Origin of the sequence: Mucilaginibacter sp. 21P (assembly GCF_019331605.1) — a bacterium.
Classification (GTDB): Bacteria; Bacteroidota; Bacteroidia; order Sphingobacteriales; family Sphingobacteriaceae; genus Mucilaginibacter; species Mucilaginibacter achroorhodeus.
The window spans coordinates 969,236-994,363 of record NZ_CP063061.1; the positions used below are offsets into that span (position 1 = coordinate 969,236).

Sequence of the window (25,128 nt, forward strand, 5' to 3'; positions counted from 1 at the left end):
CACTACTGAAAGTTAATGTTGCAGAATAACTCTGCTTTGTACCAGATCACTTATGTATTTATTGCGGGAATCATTACTTTTAATAAACCTTGTCTTATTGTGCTGAAACCTTATAAAAATATTGAGCGTCTGATCAGTTTAGCTGACTCCGCTACTAAAGACGCTGAGATCGTTAAGGGCATGTTCGAGAGCCACCTGTCCTTATATAATTTACAGGCGGAAATACGCACCCGCGAATCAATGATTTGGGATACAGTAGCAAGCGAATTAAAAGAGATTGAGCAATTGGAGCACCGCATTGATGCTTTTGAAACGGCGAATGAAAAGTATTTAAGCGAGCCTAAAAAAAGGTATGCAAAAGCTTATCAGCTTACCTCAATCCCAATTGGTTTAGCGTTGTTATTGGCGCTGAGCCTATTTCGCCCGTTGATCTCGTTGACCCAATGGATATTAGGTGATAAAGATATCTTTCACTGGGCTTGGAACTTGGAAAGTTTTGTGATTGGTACGGCGATGATATTATTGATTATTGGTAGTTCATGGTTATTTATCTCGACGCTCTATCGATTTCTTTCTTTTAGGAATAAACGCTTTCTCAACCGGATACCTGGTGACAGTAATTATCATGCATACGTGACTTGGAAAACTAGGTATAACGATTTGGCCAGATTAACGAACACGAACCTTCAGGACAAGGGGGTACGTGAACTGATTCGGTCAATGATCAATGAGCGTTTGACACCTGTTTTCGCGCTTTCGCTGTCAAATATTGAAGGTAAGGGATTAGCGGAAGTGATCGATGTCACCCAGACCATCGATTCCGTCGCAAAACACAAGTTAGATTTTCTGATTAGCAATATGCCGGGTGGTAGTATAGGTATTGCCGGCCCTCGTGGTGCAGGAAAGAGCACGCTGATACAAACGTATTGCGGACAGAACCGCTCAGTGAGGGAGTTAAAGAATAAAAAAGTGCTGGGAACGATGGTATCAGCGCCGGTAAAATACGACCCTCGTGAATTTATTCTGCATCTCTTTTCGGCGGTCTGCTTAGCGTTACTAAAAGAAGAGGATCGACTGCCAGGGGATCTTTTTAAAGATGAGCTCAGAGAAAATCGCATACCACCATTCCAAAAACCATACCGATGGATATTAAGATACTTACCACCGCTATCTTTATTAGCTGGTACCTTCCTGATCATTAGCTCTTTTTATTTGTACAGTTGGCATAGGGAATTTAGTGTCTATAAAAAAGTCAATACCGTCATTGTCAAGGCTGATTCGGTTACCTTTAAAAAGGTTGCCAAATTAGCTCGAAAAAATAATACAACCATCACTAAACCGGCAGGAGACACGGTTCGCAGCTTAGCGGTAACCGACACCGTGGGTTTAAATAAAGTGCCGGACACAACAAACAGCTTTTTTAATTACTACAGATACCAGGTAAGTAAGAATGCCGCTACGCCTCTCACTAGCCTCCACTGGGGATTGCTGTTGATGACGGTGGGCATATTTTTATTGTTTTTCAAAAGGTTCGAAATAGCCAGATTCGATCGGTCAGAATCCAGAACTTGGGAAATCGAGTCATTCGGACCGTCACCAAGGCCAGCAGAAAGCGCCTTACGCTGGCTTAGAAAGATTAAGTTTCAGCAAAGCTACACCACGGGCTGGTCTGGAAGTCTGAAACTGCCGGTTGCACTGGAAAGCGGTTTGTCGCAAGCGATGACGCTGGCGGAAAAGCAGCTGAGCAATCCGGAGATCATTACGGCATTTACTGATTTTTTAACAGAATGTACGACAAAATACCAGGTGATCATTGGGATCGATGAATTAGATAAAATGGCTTCGGAGGAGGATGCCAAGCTCTTCCTCAATGAGATCAAGTCAATTTTTGGTATATCTCGTGTATTTTATCTCATATCGGTATCGGAGAACGCGATGAATAGTTTTGAGCGCCGGGGCATGCCTTTTCGGGACGTATTTGATAGTTCGTTCGATAGTATTGTTTATGTCGACTATCTTGATCTTACGGCCACCCAGTTATTGCTCCAACGCCGTATCGTTGGGAAACCAGTTCCTTTCTTTAATTTGGCTTACTGCCTTGCCGGAGGTTTACCCAGGGATGTGATCCGTTATTTCCGGCATGTACTGGAACTCGCCATTGATGACCGAAAACTGGATAAGATTGTGCAGCGTCTGGTGAGCGGCGAAGTCGACGCGAAGATCCGGGCGCTATTACAGGGTTTACGGCAGCTGCGACAAGTTCCGGGGACAAATAAAGTGTTAGACGCGCTGTACCTGGCAAAGCGTGATAATTACACAGCAGTTGCTTTAGAAACGGCTGCGATCTCGTTAAGCAAGCAGTTAAAAGTGTTAACCAAGAATGACAGTGACGTTGATGATACGCCGGAAAGCGGCGCGCTTGCTGTTTTGACCAACGAATGCCGAAGTTATTTCGCCTTCATAACAACGCTATTGTCACTGTTTTCATTAAACGATGAAATGAAGATCAAAGCGTTGGAAACAAATGGCGATCAACCGGAGCTGGGCCATATCCGGCAGTTACTTGCTATAGACCATGAATTGGCTTTTGAGCGAACACTGATTCTGCGTAAAAAAGTCGGTTTAAGATCGCTGTCCGCATCACGGCTTACAACGTGAGATAATTACCTGTAAAGATCAGCAGTTTTGAACTGATCAGGTTGACCAAGATTTGGCCATTACAGTAACTAGTTTATATCGTATTTAAGATCATTTGCTTCATTTCCTCACCGAGTAATTGATAACGCTCTTTTGCCGCGCCAGTAAAGTCACTGGCCGGCGTAAGCAGAAAATTAAACAATGATTCTGGGATATCCAATGCTGCAGAGATCTTGGCAATAGTGCCCGGGTTAGGTTTTTTGCGATTGGATTCGATGTGTGAAAGAGAAGCCTGGGTCAAGCCAACGAGCTTGGCGAAGTCGGTTTGACTCAAGCCTTTTTTCTTTCTGATTTGTGTGATCACTTGTGATGCATCCATAGTAAAATCAATTCGGCTATTGCCTTGCCGGTTTCTATCCAAACGGCAACGTCTTTTAGTAATAGCTTAGCTTTTTGAGGCTTCTCCGCTTCGGGTGTTACAAAATTAATTTCTGAAAGTTGTTCCAGAAATATTTCAATATCCAAGCGGTCGGCTTCGTTAGTTGTTGCTTGCTTTGCTTTGGTTAATATATTCTCTAGTTGTTGAAGGTTAATCTCCATGATGTCTTGTAATTAAAAATTATAAATAATGCGTTGGCTAATTTGAAGTAGTTCAATTTAGCAGGGTGTGCATCATCCAAATTTTTAAACACAAGGTTGACCTTGGTCCTGAAAACGCGTTTCTTATTTATGCGCCTGACACCGGCTTTAATTTTTAGTTTAACAATATATTTAAAGAGTCGATCAACTTGGGCTTCGACCTTTTGTATCTTTAGTTTGACTTGCGCTGACCAACTTTCGAAATAACTGGCTAGATCTTCGCCATAAGGATAATATAACGCCTGATAGAATTCATCATCATTTATTTTGCTGTCCAACCATTTCGACTCGGCGTTTAATAGCGATAATTGGTCATTTAACGCAAACAGATCTTTGGTCTGTTTAAGTATATGATCTGAATAACCTCCGTAGGGCATTCGTAACTCCGATTTATCAAACATTTTAAGACACAAAGTGCCATCAACATACGCATGCATGGAGGTCGGCTCGATATGCGTATCTACCTTATAAAATGATGCTGTATTTAATACCGCCCCATAGGGGGAACTGGTATTTGGCATACTGATAATACCTTCGTTGGGCTTAGGGTTAACCAAATAAGAGTTTGAGGTCAAATATACAGCGTGAGTGCCTATCTGGTTTGCGCGTGTTAACTCTGATATCGGGTTAATAAAGCATGAACCGGTGCTGCCGGTAAGATAATCACTGTAACCTCTAAAGCCCGAAATTGGATTTGTTTCCGATACTAGGCCTACAGTTGAGCCGTAAGCGTGTGCATGGGCGGTAAGATAATTACCAGGTGTTAGTCCCGTGTAGACATTCACGCCTGAGCTGTAAAGATCTGCATTGCGGGTAAGGTAGTCCTTAGGTGGCCATGAAGCGACACAAATATCCACATGTGGTGTCAATACACTCCCGTAAATATTTGATGAGTTACCTTCATTATAAGCACTGTTAGTTCCCAAAATAGAACTTCTAGGTATGAGTGCGGATGAATGGGAACTAGTACACAAATTAGTAGTCGAACCGAAGATGCTGTCTGTAGGATCAGCATAAATACCTTTTACCTCTGGAAGCAATGCTACTCCGGTAGGCTGGTCATCAAAAAGATATTTATTGTACTCCGACACTATTTATATACTTTATATATTCAAAAGTATATAAAATTATCGACAATGCAAAAAAATTAGACAATTTTTTTCGATTTCTGATACTTGGCAATTACTGGTACATATTCCTTTTTATGCCGAGACCGGGATTATGGATTACCATTATGATACATGACAATGGGTAAGCGAATCCCGCGATAAATATCGCTGTCCGACTCGGATTAACTCGGAGTAATTTCCAATTTCCTTAACTCATTTTTGTATAAAAACACCTACCTCGTACATGAGGTGTGAATTTTATTTAGATCAAGTCGGCACATTTGTGCTTAAACGACTCTTGATTTATAAAATTATATGGACAAAAAAACACCTAAGTTAGGTACAGGAGGTGAATTTTATTCAACTCAAGGGTACAACTTTGCGTGAAGGGTACAACATAAAGTTGTACTTGTGGGGAATCTGAAAGGTATTTAGGTTTGAATATTTAACATTAGTAAACATATAATTATGGCAGCAGAAATCATCACGAAGGAAGACTTGCAGGAGTTCGGAGAACGACTACTCGGTCAAATGAAGGCGCTGATTAGCGGCGGTTCTACGGAAGAACCAAGAAAGTTTTTAAAGAGTTACCAGGTCAAGAACCTGCTCAAAATTTCCAATAACACCCTGCAAACGCTTAGGGACAACGGCACCATCCCGTTCACCAAGATTGGCGGTATACTTTATTACAATTACGAGGATATTATGAAAGTATTAAAGGGGGAAGTTAAGAGTAAGCGGATCAGTTTCAGTAAATAGATATGTGTTCAGCCTTCAGGAGCAAGCCATGTTTTCGCTACGCTTAAACGGCTTGCTCCTTCGGAGGTAAGCAAGATTTTGCACTTCGTTTAAAATCAAACATCATGGGAAGACCGGCTTTACAGGAAGAGGATAAAAGGACTATTCAGGTCAATATCCGGCTGACAAAAGAAGAGAATGATGTCATTTGCAATTATGCCCAGGCATCTGCAATGACACCAGCCAACTGGATCCGGCAGAAAGCATTTACCGGCAGGTTCCCTGCCATCAAGCTTTCGCCAATCAATGCAGCACTTTACCGGGAACTGCATAAGATCGGCGTTAACCTTAACCAGGCGGTTAAGCAACTTAACGCGGGTAAATTATCACCAGCTTTCTTAACCATACTGACCGCTTTAATCAAAACACAGAAGGACATTCTTAACTGCTTATTGAAATGACAGCGGACCAGGTAAAAGGAAAAGGATTCAGGGGCGCATTACGGTACAATCTGCAAAAGGTTGAGCACGGTGCGGCGAAAGTCCTGGATATGACTTTTACATCGGGCAAAGAGGATTCTATCATGCGTGAAGTGGCTTTGGTCAGAATGTTAAGACCCAACCTCCAAAAGTACTTCTATCATACTTCGCTCAACTTTCCGCCAAACGAGAACCTGGGTGATGAACAAATGAACATTATTGCAAATGAATATTTGAACAATATGGGATTTGACCAGCACCAGCATGCCATCTTCCGGCATTACGATGCGGATCATCCGCACATACATATACTGGTCAACCGGATTGGCTATGATGGTACAGTGATTTCCGACAGCAAAGACTACCAGCGCAGTGAAAAGGTACTCAGAGAGCTGGAAAAGCAGCATGGCTTGACCGAGGTTATCTCCAGCAGACAAGCGCAGGAACGGGCCATGACCAAGAATGAATTGGAAATGATGAAGCGAATGAATGTGCCGTCCTCCAAAATGCAGTTACAGGAGATCATTAAAGATGTGCTCAGTAAGAAGCCGGATGCAGCACAATTCATAAATGCTTTGGAAGCAAAGGGAATCAACGTATTGTTTAATCAGGCCAGTACCGGCTTTATAAGCGGCATATCCTACGGATATGAGGGCATGCAGTTCAAAGGCGCTCATTTAGGCAATGCTTATAAATGGCAGGCTATAAAAAATGCTATCAGTTATGAACAAGAAACAGATCGCACAACAATTCACCAGGCAAATGTTAGGACAAGAGACTGGCAACGATCACCAAAAGCCGGTGAATCCGCCACAAGAGGGACAGCAACCGGAATTGACACAGATACAAAAGTTGCTGCCGGAGATAGAAAAGCTATACAGCAAGGCACTGGAAAACTACAGGATCAGATCAGAACAAAAGATAGCAGACACCAGCAGGCGGCTGGAGCTGATGGACAGCCAGGCAACCAATCTGGCATTCCAAATCAAAAGTATCGTATACAGCGCGGAACAGATATCCAAAGCCAACAACAAGGTCGGCAGCAGGTGGGTCATCAGGCTTTACCTGGTAGCGATCTTATCGGGAGTTTGCTCGGCACTGATCACCCTGTTAGTGATATGGATCAAAGTCCATTAAATGAGTTTAAACGTAAGCGCAAAAAGAGGAAAGGGCAAAGATTGGGTTAGTGAATAGGCTTATTGATCACAAAACCCTTCTTGGCCTTTTCTTTCGTTCCTCCGTGCCTGGCCTCGATACCTTTTGATAAACAGGCTGTCTTTGCAGAGTAAAGGGCTTAGGCGCATAGCTTGGCTTTGCAGAAGTTTCTTCATTGATCTTTACGGTGAGCTGTTTCCCGTTCATATCAGCGCCATCCAATGCTTGAGCAGCCGCTTCAGCTCCTTTCCGGTCATTCATTTCGATAAAGGCGTAGCCTTTACAGATGCGCGTTTTCTTATCACGAACGATCTTAATGGTGTTGATGTCACCATGCGGTGCAAACAACTTGGCCAGCTCCAGTTCGTCGATCTCAAGCGGGAAGCCGCCAACAAATAATTTAACTGATTCCATAAGTAGCCTGCAAATGTAGAGATATAGAAAAATAGATTTCTGCATTTGTAGAAATGAACATTTCTGTAAATGCAGAAAGTTAGACATGCATAATTCTGCATTTCTAATAAATGGACTATGCAGGACTGACTGCACATAAAAAAAGCCCCTTATGGGGCTTAATACTATTTTGAATTCCTTAAAAGTTCTACTTTCTCTCGCTCACTTGCAAGTAGTTGCTCATAAAGCTTTTTGTTCTCTTCGTAGACTTCTACTAGTTTGTCAATAGGGTTAAACGTTGGTTGGAAATTAATGGCATTTAAGGTTGACGTGTCGTGACTGGTAAAAGTATTATTGATAATGTTCAATACCGCATCTTCACTAAAGTTTTTAATTGCTTCTGGAGTAACTCCTAAAGCTACAGCAATCTTATTTAATGCCAAATCTTCTACATCTTCACTTTGTTCAATTTTAGAAATAGCTTGCTGGCTGATACCGAGCAACGCAGCCAGTGCTTCCTGCTTTATACCACGTAACTCACGAATCTTGCTGATCTTTCTTCCGATGTGTAAAGTCTCTGCCATGGCGTAAATGTATCAATTATTGTAAATGTACGAAACAACCGCGTTATTGTAAAGTACAAATCGCTGTGGTTCGGTACGTGAGTGTACTGCTATTCTTTTGTGTTGCCGGTCAATGCAGGCCGGTCGCAATAGTATTACTCATGGACCTAAAGCAATATGATGTACAGAACTTTTATCCCCGGTATCTTGATCAGGATGAGCTCAACGAGCCTTTAAAGGTGATCAGTGATTTCTTTTCCGCTGATTGGCTACCCGGACATTTAGAAAGTTTACTGGAATGGCGTAAGCATGTGATCGAAGAGGGTTATTACAGGGATGAACATAAGAAAAGTCCAGCAGGGTTGCTATTCACACACCAGTTAAATGCAAGACTACTGGAAGCAACCTACTTAATCACTCGTACAAAAAGAGCATTGAAACTCGCTGATGCCATTCATATCAACTTTGATGTACAATTACAGCAAGAAGAACAGGAATGGCTGCATTACCCAATTTACCTATCCTCCGCCGAACGCATTAATCCATATTTAGCTATCAGTAATTTCTTTAAACGCTATACCGTTAACCAGTACCTTGATCTTCTTTATGAGTGGCTGGAAACGGGTCTGTCCAATCATTCGGCAGATGAGTTTTTAGATACCAGCGATGTGATCTATTTCTATGAGAACATGCAAAAGCTTTACGAAGCCGCATGGATCATCAAGCAGCGGGAGATTGAACCAACATTTAAAGAGAGCGCAGATCAGGCTGATGAGACGGTAACTGCCCAAGTAAAGCGGTATCCGGTAAGACTGCCATTAGTACATGTCAATTGCAGGTTTAATGAAGCTATTACTCCCGCTGAACAGCTTGGCTTAAATCAATTGGTTGAGATCATAATTAAGGAAATCGAGTCTGTATTAATGATTATTCACCTTGGGACACATCTTGATCCTGACACGTTCTATCTACTAATTATAACAGAGGAGCAAGACAAAACCCCTGAACATCAACTCTTAGATAAGATCGAAAAGAAATGCGGTCATGTAATCAATTTTTGCGCGCTAGTTCACAAATCCGATGCCTTTCTTAGAGGACTTGAAGAAGGAAGCCGCTTTTTCATTAATGCTTTGCAAAAAAATAAAATAGCATACCGATCATCTAAATTGGAACTTCCCGAACTACGTAATCCTGATGAAAAGTCTATAAAGAGCCAAGTAGAAGCTATATGGAGCCGTTGGGGCAAGCAAGGAAAAGACTTTCTGGATACGTCCCTAAGCTGTTTTGATGATGGTAATTATAATTTAGCTGTGTTCCTGATGCACCAAGCTGTAGAAAGCACTTTAAGCGCCATTATTCGGGTAAATTTGGGTTACCGGCTTTCTATTCATAATCTGGCCAGGCAGCTAAGGATAACGTTGATCTTTACAGATGACTTCAAAAATGTCTTTGACTTCAGTGTTGTTGAAGATGTGCAGCTTTTCGAGTTGTTACAAACGGCCTATTCGGCAGCAAGGTATAAAGACGACTTCAAGGCTGACAAGGATACAGTAAAAGCGTTGTCGGACAAAGTATGCAAGCTGTTCATAACCGCTGAAAAAATGTATCATCAGGTAATAGAGCAACTCAAAGATTAGCCTTTGCAGAAAGGCAGACGGTTGCATTTCACCACACGATATAGCTACGGGTTCCATTATACCGACAGCCTTCCTGCCGCACAGGCAATTCTATGGTGAGAGATAACGAGCCATAGTATTGCCTTTCCCTACGCATGCCAATTGACCACTGCACCACCACCACAAAATTAGCAACGCAGGAAAACTGTCAAGGGTATATAAACGCTGCAATTAATGGCTTTCTAATGGCAGCAGCGCCCTTGACAGTTTTCCTGCTTGCTGCTGCCGGTTGTTTAAGCGTTGCAATGGAGAAGTGTGTTTGATAAAGAATGAAACATACTAAACAACTTCATCGTCTAGCATGTTACGGTTTTTAGGAAATCGTATTTAACATACAATGGTAAGGGTTTTAGCAGAGTATTATATACCTAATATCTTTCATTTAGGGAAGATGTCACCATAATCCTACCCCACTACTAGCCCACTAGCCCAAATAAAACTATCTTTTAACGCCAAGGCTAGTCCTCCAATGAGTTCCCCGGATGGATAAGCTTTGATTTCAGCTGATGTAGTTGGCGTGTGGCTTCCAAAGTTTCCAGCAATTTTCCGGATAGAAGTTAGCGTAGAAAAAACGTGTACAGGAACATCATCGTGATTATTTAGGTAATCCAAAATATCTTTAAGCCTAGTACCCGGGCTGTGTACTAAAGCTGCTCCAGCGAGGTACTTATCATTGATAATGTCTACAAGATGTTCGACTGTCCTACGCAAGGCGGATAAATTGTTTATTCTTAAAGGCACACTGGAAGAGAAATAGTTTTTGTTAGTAAACAAATTGAACAGTAGTGCAAATGCTGCATCATCAAAATAGTTGTCTGCGAATTCAAATATTTCTGGATATGACCCAAGAAGGATTGCTTTATCAGTTTGCAGGTATTGCTCCCATATATGATTAATTAGCTGATCTTCGTTACCTTTTTCGTAGATCGGACATTTAACCTTACTGGATAACCTTAACTTTAAGTCTGCGAATCCTGTGTTTATACAATAAGGTAATGTTAAACAATATTCCCTTTTTAATTCGTCTAAATCTCGCAATATAGCTACCAGATTCATCTCATCCTCGGTTCCCTCTGCTTGCCCTTCATGCATATAAGCACGCGCATCCAAAACCACAAACTGATACTTCCTTGGGGAAGCTTTGATGATTTCAAATAATTCATCTGCATTATCAACCCATTTTGTTATAATACGCTGTTTTTGGGCTGTTGTCTTAAAACTTCCTGCATAATCTGCTTTATCGTCATATAGTAAAATACTGATCGGTTTATCTGGTCTGGTCATGGAAGATAAATTTTAAAACGTACTTTAAATTGCGATTCACCTATTTCCTTCTTATCGGCTAAATGTAGCTCTCCATGGTGACTTTCTATAATTCTTTTAATATGGAAACCACCAAAGCCGGTACCTCTATGCCTATTAGTAGTTTGACCAACCATTTGGAATTTGGCTATATCAAATTCGGCAGGAAATTCCTTACCGTTGTTTTCTACAATAATCTCGTTAAAGTCCTTGTTTACCGATTTATTTAGGATTCTTACGTTGATGAGGTTTTCCGCTTTTTTTGATCTTCCATGAAATCCGTGTTTGATGGCATTCTCAATTAGTCTTTTAAAAAGCACCTCCATCTGATATTTATCAGCCATTATTTCACGTTCATCGCCCTGTATAGAAATAGTACAATTAGTATTTGCAAATAAAGGCTTTATCACTTGGTTCAGGTATTGTTTTAACGGTATTTTTTCAGGAGCAAATACTCCTCCGCCTATATTAAGAATTTCCTCTGCTTTTGTAAGGGTGGTTTGCGCATCCTTAATTGCTGACACCATTCGATTCATGACATTCCTAAATAGCAAGTGCTTTTCTTCATCTGGATTCTGCCCTGGAAGTAATGGAACTACATGCTCATTCCAAGACAATAGGTCACCTGATTCAATTTTTCGTTCAAAAAAATCATTAAGAGTCGAAATGTCCATCCCTAATGAAGAGACTGGTTGTTTCAGCTCATGTTTCAAACTTGCTATAATGTTGTAAAGATCATCCTCCCGCTGTAGATCAACTGTATTTTTTACTTCTTCTAACTTTTTTCCATAGTATGAAGCAATAAAGTTTCGTTGATCCTCAATGGGAAGTGCTTTAATATGAATATTGGTGAAGTCTGCCTTACTAAAATGCGGGACACCAATATTATGTCTTATGGCGTCAATCTGTTTAAGGACGTAATCACTTTGGAGTTGTGTAATTAAATATTCAGGCAGTAATTGACCTTCTAAAGTTTTTACAACTATAATATTCGGGTTACATAATGCAGGGCCGTCATATCTGTACAAAGACGGTTTAAGTTTACTGCCGACCTTTGCTATCAAAACCGCTTTGTTAGGAATATATCTAGGGTTTTTCGTCAATAGTTCTTCATCACTGATAAAGTATTCTGCCTTAGAATTATCAACCTCATTTAGTCCTGTTGTTTCTGTTAAATCACCTAATTGCAAATAAGGTACACCGTGATCTTTATTAATATTACTTTTATTTACCCCCATACCGGTGTAAATAATCTCACATAAACTTTGAAGAGGAACGTAGTTGCCGCCAATTGGCAATTCAAGAAGATAGCGCTTAGGGCTTAGATCATAATTTTTAAATGGAATTTCGTCTGGATCAACAAACGTGCTACTTTCTATACGAAACTCATTATGATAGGCATTTATTATTTCACTTGACTTTGCTTCGAATGCATCAACAGTAAGTTTAGAACTATCAAACAGAAATATTCCGCCCTTACGAGTTGTGTTCTTCTCGATAATTAGTAGTGAGGTAGAAACGGAAAAATACGGACGGAAGGTTGCACTTGGTAAAGAGATGATACCCTTTAATAAATTGGCGTGAATAAGCACTTGCCTTAAAAATAAGAAATCACGTTTTGCGCTAAAAAGAACGCCATCCGGAACAACAATGACCGCTTTGCCACCATCCTTTAACAAAGAAACAGTGGACAATATTCCAGCAGCAGTCGTATCAATCGATCCATCAAATGAGTTCCATTGATAATTGCTTAATAATCCGGGGTAGACCCCTTTAAGTTCATAGAGATATTTTTTTTGTCTTAATCCGAAAGGTGGTACTGTAACTACTAGATCTGCAGATTTCTCGCCTAGTGGACTGTCAAAAAAGTCATTAACAAAATATTCGACCTGATGATATCCGCTAACATATATATTCAACGCACCTATTATACTGGCAGAAATAGAAATGTCATTTGCGATAAGCTTTGGCAAAAATTTATAATTGTGTTTATATGCTTGTAGCAAAGAACTTGCCGTACCGGCAAACGGGTCAACGATTGTTCCGTTTTCCGGCACCGAGAATATTGAGCCCATGAAGGTGGAAAGAAATTGCGGAGACGAGTACTCACCGTTATGCAGGCTGTCTGCATTAGTAAACTCATTTACAATATCATTAAAGAATTTACTAAAATCACGCAATGGTGGCTTTGTAAAAGATCTGAATCTAAACAAAGAATTCCAAAACCAATGGTGGCGCTTCTCATTAGCTCTCCGAATGAGACCATAGACTTCTTCTTGGCCGTTTGTTGGCAAAAAACCAAGGTTCGTCCTTATAAGTTTTCGAATAATATCTAAATCTGGAGTAATGAAATGTAACGTTGGATCGTTATCTCGCCATCCAATAAATAACGCGATTACAGCAAGAAGTTTGTATTCAAAATAGCCGGATTTATCATCTCTTAATTCATTTAAGATGTGGTAATATTCGTTTTTGAATTTTATAATATCTTTATTTACTAACGAAATATTTCCTTCAGGACTGATGTGGAATAACTGTGAATACTGATTTACTCTAGCTGCTATCTGTGTAGCACTAACAGGCTGGCCATCCTTTCTTTTATAAATTTGAAGGGAATTAATTTTTTCAGCAATTTCTATACTCGTTTGCGGACCTTCGGAAAAAATCAATAGCTCTTGTATAGCCTCATGTAACGTCATTGATGCAAATATTATTCTCATCTGTGCAGTGTATCTGCACAGAACTTTATTGATTAAAGTTAACTACGCAATATTCGATTTGCCATTCAAATCATCAATTATGTCGATGATCTTCAAGGCATCATCATCCTTAAAGACTCCAAGTATCCCTTGGTGATTTATATCAGTGAATGGCCGATCAAAAAGCATAGCCCTATCTATGGTGCCGTTAACAGAAAGGTAGTTTATCAACGTATCGATGAAGGTAATTTGTTCGGCAGAAATTCCTTCACGATTGATAAAGTCTGCAAAAAGGGATTTTGCTGCTTGTACATCCAAGCCAATGATGGAGCGTACAAATTGAATAAAATGCGTACCGCTTAATACTTCTTCTAAATGGTCTGCTGCCTCCGGATCTTCAGTAAAAAGCAATTGCTTTACTTGCTCAAGTTCCTCAGTAGAAATAGGCTCGTTATGCTTGATCTTATTGATGGCTATATAATTGGCATGTTTCCTGATAAAAGAAGCTACTCGTTGATTGTAAGTTGCCAATCCTGCTAAGGGCCCGATAATATCAACTACTTCAATTTCACCGGTAAGCTCATCTTCAAAATCGCTATATACTTTGGGTTGATTCTGCTTTTCAATGAACTTCATCAGCGACCGGATATCCTCGCGCAAACTCTCCAGCCCTTGTACAGTGACGTTCTGCCAATAGGTTTCGTTAAGCAGTGACTGCAGGGCTTTTTTTTTCGCAGCTACTTGCGGAATTGTCGTTTGCTTTAAAAGTTCAACAGCTGTGTTTTTTACAAGCCTTATGAAACTTGACAGTTGTTTGTCCTCTTTCAGGTATGCGTCTGTAAGCCTATATATTACAGAATCGAACTTACGGGCATCGAAATCTGTATCGGCTGACATTACAAGGGGCGCCAGATTTTTTTGCAGATCGCGCACCTTTTCTTCAATCAGACTATTCCAATAATCGCGATTGGAGAATTGCTCTATGAGGCGTAAATGTGGACGGTTAACAAAACTATCCCTGCTAAGCGCAGATACGTCTGCACATAGCTCATTTAGTAATTGGGCTCTGTACTCGCATAATTCGTCATCTTCAACAAGCGGCTCCAAGGTGACGGCGAGCTTTATTTTTAAGAGGAAGATGCGTTGCGTGAGCGACATGGAAGCACTTGGTTCAACGCCGTTGGGATTATCGCCAAAAAACTCGATGTTGCCGCAATAGTCAAATATGTAAAAGTTCTCTTTGTTTAGGCCCGGTCCAAAAACGTCCGGACATAGCCGGGTACCTCGGCCAACCATCTGCCAATACTTAGCGCTGGATTTTACCTCTTTAAAGAAAACAAGATTCAATATCTCCGGGACGTCTATGCCTGTATCCAGCATATCCACAGATACAACTATCTGCGGCAGCTTGTCAGCTTGCTTAAACAGGTCGATTGTATTTTCAGGTTTATCGGATGCATAAGTAACTACTTCTAAAAAGTGTCCTTTGAGCATCGGATACATTTGATTGAAGCAGGACTCGATGAATTTTGCATGATTCTGGTTTTTAGCGAAGATGATGGTTTTCCCTATCGTGTCACCATTATTAACCTTTAAACCATTTATCATTAAAAGCTGCAAAACTTTGTTGACCGTGTTAGTATTAAATAACCATTCGTTTAAGGCCGCCGAATCAATCTGGTCAGGAATATAATCGCTGTTCTCGGCAAATGTATCTTCGTATCGTTGTTTCTCCTCATCAGATAATTCTGCGTATTTGATGCCGTGTCTGGGAAACTTGAGCGGTACCTTCATCGCTAGCGGCGGACGCAAAAATTTATCGCTTACCGCCTGGTTCAGCTCATACGAGAATGTCGGCACACCTGTTTCGCAGTGAAAAAGTTCATAGGTATCTTTCTGTGTCTCAGCTTTCGGCGTAGCTGTTAACCCTAACCGTATGGCATCAAAGTAGTTGAAAATAGCTTTGTACTTTTGGTAGATAGAACGGTGAACCTCATCAAAGATGACCAGATCAAAGTACCCGACTGTAAATAACCGACGGTCTCCCTCAAACTGCTCATCAATCTGATTGATCATGGTTTGGTAGGTTGAAAACACCATTCTCATTTGATCAAATGTCTTTTCCTTCGTAAGGTTAACGGATGTTAACTGAGGAAGATAAGCGTTGAAATTATTTTTTGCCTGACTTACCAATGGTGTACGATCGGCCAGAAAAAGCACCCGTTTAACCCTGCCGGTTTTTATGAGTACATCAACCAAGGCGGCAGCCGTACGCGTTTTACCGCTGCCTGTTGCCATAATAAATAGCAGATCCCGCTTGTGTGCTTCTAACGACTCTTTTGCCCGTTGTATGGCTTCTATCTGGTAGTGCCTGCCTGCAATATCGGTATTGACAGCTTGAGTGCTTAGCGGCTTCGCGGTAATGCGGCGGTTGATCAGCTTCTCCAGGTCTTCTTTACTGTAAAAGCCCTGTATTTGCCGGTACGGGTAATTAGTATCGTCCCATATATAATGCTCAAAGCCGTTACTTACAAAAATTACAGGGCGTTTGCCAAATTGCTTTTCCAGGGCATCGGCGTAGCGTTTGCCCTGGCCCAATCCCTGGTCTTTGCCGTCGATAGAAGTCTTTTTTGCTTCTACCACGGCAAGCGGTGTGCCATCTCTGCCTAACAGTACATAATCGGCTTTGTCGGCACCATTAGCGCTAAATTTTAAATTATACTCGGCAATGGTGCTACCGTCGCCAACTGACCATCCGGCTTCTTTAAGCAGTATATCGATGTAAAGCTCGCGGGTGAGCTTTTCTGATGGGCGATGATAAACAATACCATCCTGTGTTTCAGTAACGTTTGCCTCGGCAAGCGGAATCAGCGCTAACTCTTGAATTGGTGCTGTTACTGCAACCACTTCTTGGATTTTTGAGGTACGGAACGGGTCGCGGTAAATGGTGTCACCATAATAGCTGGCCAGCCATTGCGCAAAGGCGTGTAGGTTAAGCAAACAGGTGTATGCATCCTTGGTAGTGACCTTCCGCTTATTGTCTACATGCACAGCCAGGTTACCTGTTTTACGAATGATGTTGACATCTGTAAACAAATTTTGACCAACAAGGCGTATAAAGCCGGGCTTGTGCATCAAGATATTTAGCGTAGCATCTTCGTCAGAGTGAATGGTTTCGAGCTGGCGGTCGTGATCGAACATCCAGATCACCATTTCTTCCAACGCTTTGCGGCAAAAGATAGCGCAGGCTTCTTCATCCTGTTGCAAAAAGGTTTCGGCCTTACGGGCAGCTTTGTAAAAGGCCGCGAACGTTCCCGCCAAAAAATAAAAGTTACCTTCTTGTTGCACTTGCGAAAAAGTATAGTTAATAGGCTAATATAAAAATTTAATTCAATTCGCCATTAAATGCCTGTTGCAGTAAGGTCTGAAACAACTTTTCAGACTTATGCGATTGTTCTTTTACTTTTTGCTTTTGTTGTTCAATGTTTTCGAAGTGCTCTGCGAATTGATTTTGAAGTTCAATTGGAGGATATATAATAGGAAAATTTTGTATATGCTCCTTGTTCAGCTGTCTCTTATCGATTCCCCCAACACATACATTTCTGATATGTTGACGGTATTCTTTCGAGGTTAATATCTTCAAAATAAATCTATGGCTATTGTCTTTTTTTAACCGTATTAGATAAACGTGGCCATTGATGTTCGCGCTATTGTCTTTACCAACAAAAAGAGCTGCGCGGCCTAAACTACTGTTCTCAGTATTTATACGTCCGGTTTTAGTTATTAAAATATCTAAATTTAGCAGACTAGTGTTTTTCATTTTTAGATGAGTAGCATTGTCTATATATGCTATGTCATCATAAATTAGTTCATTCTTCCAAACATTTTGGCTTCTAAAAAAAGTAATGCCATCGTCTACATAGACATTGCTTCCTCCTATTGGTGTGTTGCCACTTAAAATTTTTGTGCTTAATTCGCCTAGTTTTTTAACTTCCCATCCCTTCACATTTCTAACCGGATCTCCAAACATATCGTTGAACAAGCTTTGGGCAAGGTCATCGTAGTGCCTTAGCAGTTGCTGGTCTTTTTCGCGCAATGCATCGGCTTTTCCTAAGATTTCGGCAATGCGTTGTTGGGTGGAAATGTCTTGAAGTGGAAATTCAAGTAACTTTAATTTTGAAATTGAAAAGCTGGATTGATTAACTGACTGATTCGAAATCTTATTAAGCTGAATTTTGAATCTATTCGATTCAAAATAGTATTTGGCATACAAAGGATCAATTAAAGAATGGTCCGCTCTAAGTAACAGCAAATTCATTCCATGAATTATTTTTCCCTTGCTTTCCTTTACTAACGCACTTTTACCTAAATGAGCCCAGCTATTTATATGTGACATTAATATGTCCCCATTCTTAAGATAGTATTCATGAAACTTGTCTGTAGTTATATCAGCATATCCGACTTTTTGGTAATTTAAGTTACCACTGGCTATCGTTTCGATCCTCGTAATCGGTATTCCAGAAGCATTATCTTTTTGAGATATACATGCGCCATTCCTTATTAAAGGAAAGACCTTGCTTATTGTTGTCGTATTAAGGGTCATGCTAACTCTTTATTATTTACAATAAGGTCTTTAAGTTGATTCATCAAAGTCCTCCGTTCTTTATCCAACTCTGCTATCTGATCCAAAATTACTTCTGGCGAATCATAGGTTTTCTCTTCGTGTTTAACCTCTTTGTAGCGGTTAATGCTTAGGTCGTACCCGGTTGCTTGTATCTCTGAAAGGGGTACATAAAAACTTTGTTCCGTGCGTAAGCGGTTAGCTTCCGCGTCGCGGTTGTTCCAGCGGATGATGATATCTGATATGTTATTTTCGTTGACAGGTTGGCGTTTATCGTCGAGGCTCAAACCATCTGCCTTCATATCATAAAACCAAACCTTGTCAGTGCCACCTGCACCTGTTTTGGTAAAAAATAATACGGCGGTGCTTACCCCTGCATAGGGCTTAAATACCCCACTCGGCATACTAATCACGCCGGTGAGCTGATTGTTGTCCAGTATTTCTTTACGTATCTGCTTGTGGGCATTTGATGAGCCAAACAATACCCCGTCTGGCACAATCACTGCCGCACGACCGCCTACTTTAAGTCCCCGTAGGATTAGAGCTAGGAACAGCAATTCGGTTTTGGTAGTTTTCACAACGCTGCTCAGGCTGCCGTCAACCGCATCATAATCTAACGACCCTTTGAACGGTGGATTGGCCAGTATTAGAGTAGCCTTGTTCCTGAAGCCGCTGTTAGCTTCGCTCAATGCATCCACATCAACCAATTGCGGATTTTCAATGCCGTGCAATAATAGGTTCATAGCGCCAATGCGGATCATTGTCGCATCGAACTCCATACCCATAAACATATCGTTCTCGTAATGCTTGCGCATTTCTGCATTTGTTAAAAGGTTGGGATGCTTTTCCAGAATGTATTCGGCTGCCTTTACCAGAAATCCGGATGTACCCGCCGAAGGATCGCAAATCACATCTTCGGGACCGGGATTGGTCATTTCCACCATCATGCGTATAATATGCCTTGGCGTACGAAACTGACCGTTAGTGCCGGCACTCGCTATTTTACTAAGCAGGTATTCATACACATCGCCTTTCGTATCGCGGTCGTTCATATCAACAGCAGAAAGCAGGTCGACCACCAATTGCAACAAACGAGGGGTAGGTATCATAAAGGTGGCGCCCTTCATGTACTTATTGAAAGACGAATCTTTAGATGCGCCCTTATTCTTCATGAAGTCGAATACGCCCTCAGCCTTTCTGAAAAGCTCGAACATAGACTCGGCGTCCATATCCTTAAATACACTCCAACGTAAGGGCTGTTCTTCGGGCTGGTAGATAGGTGCTTCAACAGATGTACCCAATAAAGTTGCTTTCCGTTCCTTTAAAGTTTGTAATTCGTCCAAACGACGAATGAACAGCAGGTAAGTAATCTGCTCAATAACGGTTAAAGGATTAGTAACTCCTCCGGAATGGAAAGTAAGCCATATTTTATCTATTTGTGATCGTAAAGATTGAGTAAGCATTATTTTAAATGTAAAGTTGGTCCAAATTTAATCTTTATAATGCGTTGCAGCCTGTTGTAGCCGCTGATTTATTTTGTCCTGCAGGTGCTGTGGTGAAATAATCTTAACCCTATCTCCAAATGAAAGAAGTACGCTTTCTAACTCGAAATTATGCATCACCTCAATAGAAATCAGCATTTCATCTTTAGCCTTGACTGTCTTTTGCGAACCGTGCAATGGTTTAGATAATATATAGGGCAAAGTTGGTTCATTAAACTTTAACAGTATCTTTTCCACTACACCTCCATCCGGTCTGGTTACACCAATAATATCTTCAAAATATTCGTTGAAATTATATTTATCATTATCATGATACGGTACGTCGCAGGTTCCTATCGATACTATCCGGTCAAGTGCTAGGTTAGTTAGTTTTTTAAGTTTCTCGTTATGGCCGAATAAGAACCATCTGTTATTGTATTGCTTTAAGTGATATGGATGGATAATAAATTCGCCGGGTGCCACACTTTTGTAAGATTGGTAACTGATGCTAACAACCTTCTTGTTCAGTACAGCATGGAATAGAGGACTGATATATTCTACTCCTTTTAAATATTCATTACCGTCCAGTCCAATTATTGGATTGTCGGATTCAACCGTTAAAGATTGCTCTAATTTGGGAGCGAACTCATTTACCCACTCAAACTGCGGTAACCCTTTAAATCGCGATAAAATTTCGACAGCAGCACTAAGTTGTTCTATCTCAGCGAAATTTAATGGCTGATTATCGATCGAAAAATTGATATCACGATACCTGAAATGCTTTTTCTTTCCAAAAGGTATGCGATCTATTTCAGCAGACCATCCTTCGGCGCTTTCCATATATCGAATATCGTAAAGTATCTGCCTACGCTGGATTCCTTTGGTTTCAGGATCTATTTCGGAAAGTTGTTTATTGCATTCTTCAATTAAATCTTCTATAAAATATTTCTTACCAGGATTGCGGAAACATCGATCCAAGATTTTATACCTGATTAGTGCTGCTTTGTTAACTGCCATAGCTTCAATTTGTGATAGTGTTGGGTCTTTAAAAATACAAAATTCCTGTGCAGATACATTGCACAAGTACTTCTCACCTTTGATTTTATAAAGAAACGAATTCAATCAAAAGGAGATTCACAATGCAAGATTACAGACAACTTACCCGACAGTTAAGAAGCAGGCTTGATCCTGAAAATTTAATATTTGAGAAGTCCATCAACGAAGAGCTTTCGAGTATAAGCTATGCAGACGTTTTGGAATATGTTCGATATGCAATGAACGGTGTTGAGCCAGCTTATACACAGCGAAGCAAAGAAGCTGGTGAAAGGGTGAAAACGCATTTAAAAAATGGCGGCATTTCAGACGCCGATTTTCAATATCAAGGTTCTGTATTGACCGATACTCACATTAAAGGATACAGCGATATAGACTTATTAGTGATTTCGAACAAGTTTTACAGTTGGGATAGTGTAGGTGTAAGGCAAATTTTAAATGAAGGATACAGCTCTGGTTATCAAACCACACAACTGCAAAAACTTCGCTATGAGACTGAATTAACTAACTATGCAGGAAACGCTCTAGACGATTTAAGAAAGCTAAGACTCGACAGTGAGGTAATTCTTAAAAGCAAATATCTGGATTGCGATATTAACAAACCTAAATCCATTAAGATTGAGAATAAGGATTTGAAGAGGGAGGTGGATATTGTAATTGCTAATTGGTACGATGATGTGCTATCAATAGTAAATAATAAAGGTGCTTATCGCGGCATCCAGGTTTATAACAAATACGAACACGCCAAGGGTAAGGTAGATTATCCAGCTATAAGCATTGAGCGAATTAATGAAAGGAGCGCTTTAACTGCAGGCAGATTAAAGAAGATGATACGCTTTCTAAAAAACTTAAAAGCAAAATCTAATTTGACCATTGACCTTTCAAGCTTTGATATCAATGCAATTTGCTATGATATACAAGTATCAAGGTATCAAACAGCCACCTTCTATCAACTTGTACCTATTCTTTATGCGCAGTTGAAGCGACTTACTGATGATATCAATGTCGCCTATACTTTGAAATCCGTTGATGGCAGAGAATATATATTTTGGGGCAAATCTGATAAGTTACAAAGCTTACGCAATCTTATGACTGAGATAGACTCTATTTTAATTGATCTTAAAAACTCCCGTATAGTGTTATGAAAAAACGAATTTTTATCGGATCGTCATCCGAGCAGCTTACTACTTTAAATGAGATTATCACCCTCTTAGGTGAATCGGTGGAATGCATTCCCTGGACTGACGCTTTTGGGTTAAATAAAAGCGGGCTTGACTCGCTTATCAAGCAAACAAAATTGGCAGATTTCTCAGTTCTAGTAGCCACTAAAGATGATTTAACTAAGCAGCGCGGGGAATCTTTAACTAAACCCCGCGACAACGTAGTTTTTGAGTTCGGATTATTTTTAGGTGCTGCAGGTTCAGAAAAATGTTATCTAATAGCTGAAGAAGATGCCGATTTACCGTCAGACCTAGATGGCATCACCGTAGCTAAATTTACCAGAAACCCAGGCCAGTATAATTCGCTGGACAAGATAGTAGAAAATATAAAATCGCAAATTGCTAAGGTCGGGGAAATGGCACAACTTGGTTTGCTACCATCTACAGCGCTAGCTATAGGTTATTATAACAGTTTTCTAAAACGTGTATGCGAGGAGCTTCACAATTCTGGTGTTATAGAAATTGAAGGAAAGAAGCTAAGTGTAAAATGCTTTAAGATAGATGTAATAATTCCTGAGCGCCTTGATGATAATGGCGTTGCAAATTTTACAACACTATATAATAAAAAGCATAAGCTTAGCAAAGCTTCCACAACTAACAACACAGTAAGTCAAGGCACGCGTGGCTATCCGTTTCACTTTAAAGTTGACCCACCAGACGCCAATCAAGAGAACCCTGTTGAAATTCACTTGTCTGACATACCTTCAACTTTAAGCACAATAGTAGATAGTCTCAAGTTATACTTGCCAACAAATCAGGTAGGACAAGATTTTGATATCGATTATCTTGAAATGAGAGAGCTCGAAAACTTCGCAAAAGTGTTAACTTTTCTCATTGGTAGGAATGCTGCTACCAAAGGGTTCGTGACGGTTTTTACGAATGTGCAACTTTAAAATGATCCGTTGAAGAAACTTGGAAATAATTCGTAAAAAGCACAACACAAAGAAGTTTTTAAAGATTGGTGCCATCGCTTAGATGCAAAAGTTATTATATTTGTATAACGATAGTACTTTAAAACGACGCAACTAATACGGTGGCTAATTAGCGACTTCGGATTTTTGCAGTATATAATCGATTGAAAATTAATTCCTTATAGGAGTGGTTCGAGTCCCGTCCATTCCGCAAAGTCAATTTCAAATTGACAAAACCCTTCAAATGATATCATTTGAAGGGTTTTTTGTTTTAGGTCGATAACCTTAAATATAGATACTTCACGGCGCTGCACTACCTCTAATACAACCCTAAAACTTATTCTTCATGCAGCCAGGTATGATCAGATGCGCTGGTTAACGGTAAACAACCTTTCTATAAATAATGATAGAATTTAACCGTTTAGATATTCAAAAAAAGGCTGTATTTAAGTTGAAACATATATTGTTTACGCCTGTTAACAATCCAATACAAATTATTGTTAAACAGTTGCCTTGTGGACATAAACGACGGTTTTTTTTCTGGTATCACGCATCAAAATTTAGAGCAGGATTTTAAATTATTGAAGGCTGCCCTTGATGCAAGTGTCACCGGGATAATCATAACCGATAATGGCTTGCCAGATAATCCCATCATATATTGCAACAAAGCCTTTGAGGACATGACGGGTTACCAACGATCAGAGATCATTGGCCGCAATTGCCGCTTTCTGCAAAAAGATGATCGTGAACAAGCAGCTCGTTACCAGCTTGGTGAAGCTGTAGCTAATGGTAATGATGCAGTTGTTGAGATACGGAATTACAAAAAGGACGGCACGCTGTTCTGGAATGAATTGTACTTATCTCCTACATACAATGATAATGGCCAGCTTACCTATTTTGTTGGTGTACAGCATGACATAACATTGCGAAAACGGGCTGAAGAAGAGCTTAAAGCCAACCAGGCCGAAATGGAGCAGCGCGTAGAAGATCGCACCCGCAGCCTTAGAGAAAAGGAAGAGTATCTATCCAGCATATTTGAAACCATTCGCGAAAGCCTTATGGTTTTATCCCCCGAACTGAAAGTGCTTACCGTTAACCACGATTTTATAAAAACCTTTAAAGTTTCGAAAGAAGAGACTGAAGGCAAACAGCTTTATGAATTAGGTAACGGACAATGGGACATACCGGAATTGCGGAGATTGTTGGAACAGGTGCTGCCTACCAATAACCCCGTTGTTGATTTTGAGGTGTCTCATGATTTCCCTCACATCGGCAAAAAGCTGATGCTGCTTAATGCCCATCGTATAGAGTTAGAGGGCGAATATAAAGACCGTATACTGATTGCCATTGAAGATATCACCGATAAACGCGAAATAGAACAACGCAAAGATGATTTCCTTTCCATAGCCAGTCATGAACTTAAAACACCGCTTACCACTGTAAAAGGTTATGTGCAGGTGATGGATAAGCTGGTAGCAAAAACCGGCGACGAGAAGCTGCATAATGCCATCGATAAAACATCTGTTTACATTGATAGGTTAAACAATCTTATTACAGAATTACTTGATGTTTCGCGTATACAATCGGGCAAGTTTAAGATCTACAAAGAGCCATTCAGCTTTGACAATATGGTACAAAATGCTGTAAACAGTTTGCATCAGGCCAGTCCATCGCATCACATTAATGTGATTGGAGAAACTGGCATTGAAATTGTTGGGGACGAAGCTCATTTAGAACAGGTTATGATAAACTTGTTAAGTAATGCTATTAAGTACTCGCCCGATGAAAAGGAAGTTGACGTTCAGCTGTCTGTAGTAAGCAACTTTGTTAAGGTTTCTGTATCAGATAAAGGGCTGGGAATATCCAGGGAAGAGCAGAAAAGAATATTTGACAGGTTTTACAGAGTAGGAAATATACAGCAGAAATTTCCGGGAATGGGTATAGGTTTATATATCTGTTCAGAGATCATCAAAAACCATGGAGGAAATTTGTGGGTAGAGAGCGAGCCGGGAAAAGGCTCAAGTTTTAGTTTCACATTGCCACTTACAAAATCAGACTTAGAAGAAGATGCCAAATAAAATATTGATATGCGACGATGATGAAGGCATACTTGACCTCCTTGAACTGGTACTAACGGATGAAGGTTATTCGGTGGTTGCCGAGTTAAATAGTGTTAAAGTAAGTAACCTGATTCAAAAAGAACATCCGGACCTTATTATTCTTGACCTATGGATGCCGGTAACATCTGGTGACCAGATACTGAAAACGATTAGAAATACACCGGCTATCAGCGAACTGCCGGTGATAGTGATCTCGGCAAGTAACGATGGCAAGGCAATTGCACAGGAAGCAGGTGCAACGGCATTTATTTCAAAGCCATTTGATATAGATGAGATGACGGGAAAAGTAAATGAAATTCTGTCAAGTGCACAAGCAAAGTAAACGTAAGCCA

Annotated in this window: 20 protein-coding genes; 9 read left to right on the forward strand and 11 right to left on the reverse strand. The window is 40.4% G+C overall.

The genetic code is table 11. The features are described 5' to 3' along the window. Window positions 1–15: 15 nt before the first annotated feature. A complete protein-coding gene (locus INP83_RS04260; RefSeq protein WP_219126422.1) occupies window positions 16–2,658 on the forward strand; it encodes a P-loop NTPase fold protein in 2,643 nt (880 codons plus the stop codon). Window positions 2,659–2,731: 73 nt separating this feature from the next. On the opposite strand, the gene INP83_RS04265 is transcribed toward INP83_RS04260, so the two are convergent. The 3 genes from INP83_RS04265 to INP83_RS04275 are packed head-to-tail and all read right to left on the reverse strand — an operon-like array spanning window position 2,732 to window position 4,367. Continuing rightward, the gene (locus tag INP83_RS04265; protein ID WP_219126423.1) at window positions 2,732–3,016 is read right to left on the reverse strand and encodes a helix-turn-helix domain-containing protein; all 285 of its coding nucleotides are present in this window, start codon (window positions 3,014–3,016) and stop codon (window positions 2,732–2,734) included. Then, window positions 2,998–3,237: a hypothetical protein gene (locus INP83_RS04270; RefSeq protein WP_219126424.1), complete on the reverse strand. Its 240-nt coding sequence runs from the start codon at window positions 3,235–3,237 to the stop codon at window positions 2,998–3,000. Before INP83_RS04270 ends, INP83_RS04265 begins: the two co-directional genes overlap by 19 nt. Beyond that, window positions 3,213–4,367 (reverse strand): hypothetical protein, encoded by a 1,155-nt coding sequence (locus INP83_RS04275; RefSeq protein ID WP_219126425.1) that lies wholly within the window; start codon window positions 4,365–4,367, stop codon window positions 3,213–3,215. Before INP83_RS04275 ends, INP83_RS04270 begins: the two co-directional genes overlap by 25 nt. A 486-nt stretch (window positions 4,368–4,853) precedes the next feature. Between INP83_RS04275 and INP83_RS04280 the strand changes: the two genes are divergently transcribed. The 3 genes from INP83_RS04280 (at window position 4,854) to INP83_RS04290 (ending at window position 6,789) form a co-directional block, all read left to right on the forward strand. After that, entirely contained in the window at window positions 4,854–5,144 is a 291-nt protein-coding gene (locus INP83_RS04280) for a helix-turn-helix domain-containing protein (protein WP_219126426.1), read from the forward strand. Between the two features lie 104 nt (window positions 5,145–5,248). Next, a complete protein-coding gene (gene mobC, locus INP83_RS04285; protein WP_219126427.1) occupies window positions 5,249–5,584 on the forward strand; it encodes a plasmid mobilization relaxosome protein MobC in 336 nt (111 codons plus the stop codon). Further along, a complete protein-coding gene (locus INP83_RS04290) occupies window positions 5,581–6,789 on the forward strand; it encodes a relaxase/mobilization nuclease domain-containing protein (protein ID WP_219126428.1) in 1,209 nt (402 codons plus the stop codon). Before mobC ends, INP83_RS04290 begins: the two co-directional genes overlap by 4 nt. Before the next feature lie 16 nt (window positions 6,790–6,805). Here the strand turns inward: INP83_RS04290 and INP83_RS04295 are convergent, their stop codons facing one another. Then, window positions 6,806–7,171: an RNA-binding protein gene (locus tag INP83_RS04295; RefSeq protein WP_219126429.1), complete on the reverse strand. Its 366-nt coding sequence runs from the start codon at window positions 7,169–7,171 to the stop codon at window positions 6,806–6,808. 164 nt (window positions 7,172–7,335) lie between these two features. Next, complete coding sequence (locus INP83_RS04300) at window positions 7,336–7,734, reverse strand: helix-turn-helix domain-containing protein (protein ID WP_219126430.1); 399 nt, start codon at window positions 7,732–7,734, stop codon at window positions 7,336–7,338. 140 nt (window positions 7,735–7,874) lie between these two features. Between INP83_RS04300 and INP83_RS04305 the strand changes: the two genes are divergently transcribed. Further along, the gene (locus tag INP83_RS04305) at window positions 7,875–9,350 is read left to right on the forward strand and encodes a HEPN domain-containing protein (RefSeq protein ID WP_219126431.1); all 1,476 of its coding nucleotides are present in this window, start codon (window positions 7,875–7,877) and stop codon (window positions 9,348–9,350) included. Window positions 9,351–9,794: 444 nt separating this feature from the next. On the opposite strand, the gene INP83_RS04310 is transcribed toward INP83_RS04305, so the two are convergent. From INP83_RS04310 to INP83_RS04335, 6 genes are read right to left on the reverse strand one after another with little or no spacing between them, the layout of a single operon-like run. Continuing rightward, complete coding sequence (locus tag INP83_RS04310) at window positions 9,795–10,673, reverse strand: hypothetical protein (RefSeq protein WP_219126432.1); 879 nt, start codon at window positions 10,671–10,673, stop codon at window positions 9,795–9,797. Beyond that, on the reverse strand, window positions 10,670–13,411 hold the full coding sequence (locus tag INP83_RS04315) for an N-6 DNA methylase (protein ID WP_219126433.1): 2,742 nt from the start codon (window positions 13,409–13,411) through the stop codon (window positions 10,670–10,672). Before INP83_RS04315 ends, INP83_RS04310 begins: the two co-directional genes overlap by 4 nt. Before the next feature lie 42 nt (window positions 13,412–13,453). Then, a complete protein-coding gene (locus INP83_RS04320) occupies window positions 13,454–16,738 on the reverse strand; it encodes a DEAD/DEAH box helicase family protein (protein WP_219126434.1) in 3,285 nt (1,094 codons plus the stop codon). A 37-nt stretch (window positions 16,739–16,775) separates the two neighbouring features. Further along, a complete protein-coding gene (locus tag INP83_RS04325; RefSeq protein ID WP_219126435.1) occupies window positions 16,776–17,993 on the reverse strand; it encodes a restriction endonuclease subunit S in 1,218 nt (405 codons plus the stop codon). Further along, entirely contained in the window at window positions 17,990–19,474 is a 1,485-nt protein-coding gene (locus INP83_RS04330; RefSeq protein WP_219126436.1) for a class I SAM-dependent DNA methyltransferase, read from the reverse strand. The genes INP83_RS04325 and INP83_RS04330 overlap by 4 nt, the downstream gene beginning before the upstream one ends. A 27-nt stretch (window positions 19,475–19,501) precedes the next feature. Beyond that, on the reverse strand, window positions 19,502–20,509 hold the full coding sequence (locus tag INP83_RS04335) for a YafY family protein (protein WP_219126437.1): 1,008 nt from the start codon (window positions 20,507–20,509) through the stop codon (window positions 19,502–19,504). A 122-nt stretch (window positions 20,510–20,631) separates the two neighbouring features. On the opposite strand from INP83_RS04335, the gene INP83_RS04340 reads away from it, so the two are divergent. The 4 genes from INP83_RS04340 to INP83_RS04355 all read left to right on the forward strand — a co-directional run bounded on the left by INP83_RS04340 (window position 20,632) and on the right by INP83_RS04355 (window position 25,118). Continuing rightward, window positions 20,632–21,690 carry a nucleotidyltransferase domain-containing protein gene (locus INP83_RS04340; protein ID WP_219126438.1) on the forward strand — a complete coding sequence of 353 codons (1,059 nt, stop codon included), beginning with the start codon at window positions 20,632–20,634 and terminating at the stop codon, window positions 21,688–21,690. After that, complete coding sequence (locus INP83_RS04345; protein WP_219126439.1) at window positions 21,687–22,658, forward strand: STING domain-containing protein; 972 nt, start codon at window positions 21,687–21,689, stop codon at window positions 22,656–22,658. Before INP83_RS04340 ends, INP83_RS04345 begins: the two co-directional genes overlap by 4 nt. 533 nt (window positions 22,659–23,191) lie before the next feature. Then, on the forward strand, window positions 23,192–24,754 hold the full coding sequence (locus INP83_RS04350) for a PAS domain S-box protein (RefSeq protein WP_255563253.1): 1,563 nt from the start codon (window positions 23,192–23,194) through the stop codon (window positions 24,752–24,754). Next, window positions 24,744–25,118 carry a response regulator gene (locus INP83_RS04355; protein ID WP_146269350.1) on the forward strand — a complete coding sequence of 125 codons (375 nt, stop codon included), beginning with the start codon at window positions 24,744–24,746 and terminating at the stop codon, window positions 25,116–25,118. The genes INP83_RS04350 and INP83_RS04355 overlap by 11 nt, the downstream gene beginning before the upstream one ends. Window positions 25,119–25,128 lie beyond the last annotated feature (10 nt).

What these genes read in the sequence shown, in the direction of transcription:
- INP83_RS04300 (WP_219126430.1), bottom strand. Translation starts at nt 7,734, where the DNA reads ATGGCAGAGACTTTACACATCGGAAGAAAGATCAGCAAGATTCGTGAG.
- INP83_RS04265 (WP_219126423.1), bottom strand. Translation starts at nt 3,016, where the DNA reads ATGGATGCATCACAAGTGATCACACAAATCAGAAAGAAAAAAGGCTTG.
- INP83_RS04260 (WP_219126422.1), top strand. Translation starts at nt 16, where the DNA reads ATGTTGCAGAATAACTCTGCTTTGTACCAGATCACTTATGTATTTATT.
- INP83_RS04325 (WP_219126435.1), bottom strand. Translation starts at nt 17,993, where the DNA reads ATGACCCTTAATACGACAACAATAAGCAAGGTCTTTCCTTTAATAAGG.
- INP83_RS04280 (WP_219126426.1), top strand. Translation starts at nt 4,854, where the DNA reads ATGGCAGCAGAAATCATCACGAAGGAAGACTTGCAGGAGTTCGGAGAA.
- INP83_RS04290 (WP_219126428.1), top strand. Translation starts at nt 5,581, where the DNA reads ATGACAGCGGACCAGGTAAAAGGAAAAGGATTCAGGGGCGCATTACGG.
- INP83_RS04345 (WP_219126439.1), top strand. Translation starts at nt 21,687, where the DNA reads ATGAAAAAACGAATTTTTATCGGATCGTCATCCGAGCAGCTTACTACT.
- mobC (WP_219126427.1), top strand. Translation starts at nt 5,249, where the DNA reads ATGGGAAGACCGGCTTTACAGGAAGAGGATAAAAGGACTATTCAGGTC.
- INP83_RS04295 (WP_219126429.1), bottom strand. Translation starts at nt 7,171, where the DNA reads ATGGAATCAGTTAAATTATTTGTTGGCGGCTTCCCGCTTGAGATCGAC.
- INP83_RS04340 (WP_219126438.1), top strand. Translation starts at nt 20,632, where the DNA reads ATGCAAGATTACAGACAACTTACCCGACAGTTAAGAAGCAGGCTTGAT.
- INP83_RS04305 (WP_219126431.1), top strand. Translation starts at nt 7,875, where the DNA reads ATGGACCTAAAGCAATATGATGTACAGAACTTTTATCCCCGGTATCTT.
- INP83_RS04315 (WP_219126433.1), bottom strand. Translation starts at nt 13,411, where the DNA reads ATGAGAATAATATTTGCATCAATGACGTTACATGAGGCTATACAAGAG.
- INP83_RS04270 (WP_219126424.1), bottom strand. Translation starts at nt 3,237, where the DNA reads ATGGAGATTAACCTTCAACAACTAGAGAATATATTAACCAAAGCAAAG.
- INP83_RS04310 (WP_219126432.1), bottom strand. Translation starts at nt 10,673, where the DNA reads ATGACCAGACCAGATAAACCGATCAGTATTTTACTATATGACGATAAA.
- INP83_RS04355 (WP_146269350.1), top strand. Translation starts at nt 24,744, where the DNA reads ATGCCAAATAAAATATTGATATGCGACGATGATGAAGGCATACTTGAC.
- INP83_RS04330 (WP_219126436.1), bottom strand. Translation starts at nt 19,474, where the DNA reads ATGCTTACTCAATCTTTACGATCACAAATAGATAAAATATGGCTTACT.
- INP83_RS04335 (WP_219126437.1), bottom strand. Translation starts at nt 20,509, where the DNA reads ATGGCAGTTAACAAAGCAGCACTAATCAGGTATAAAATCTTGGATCGA.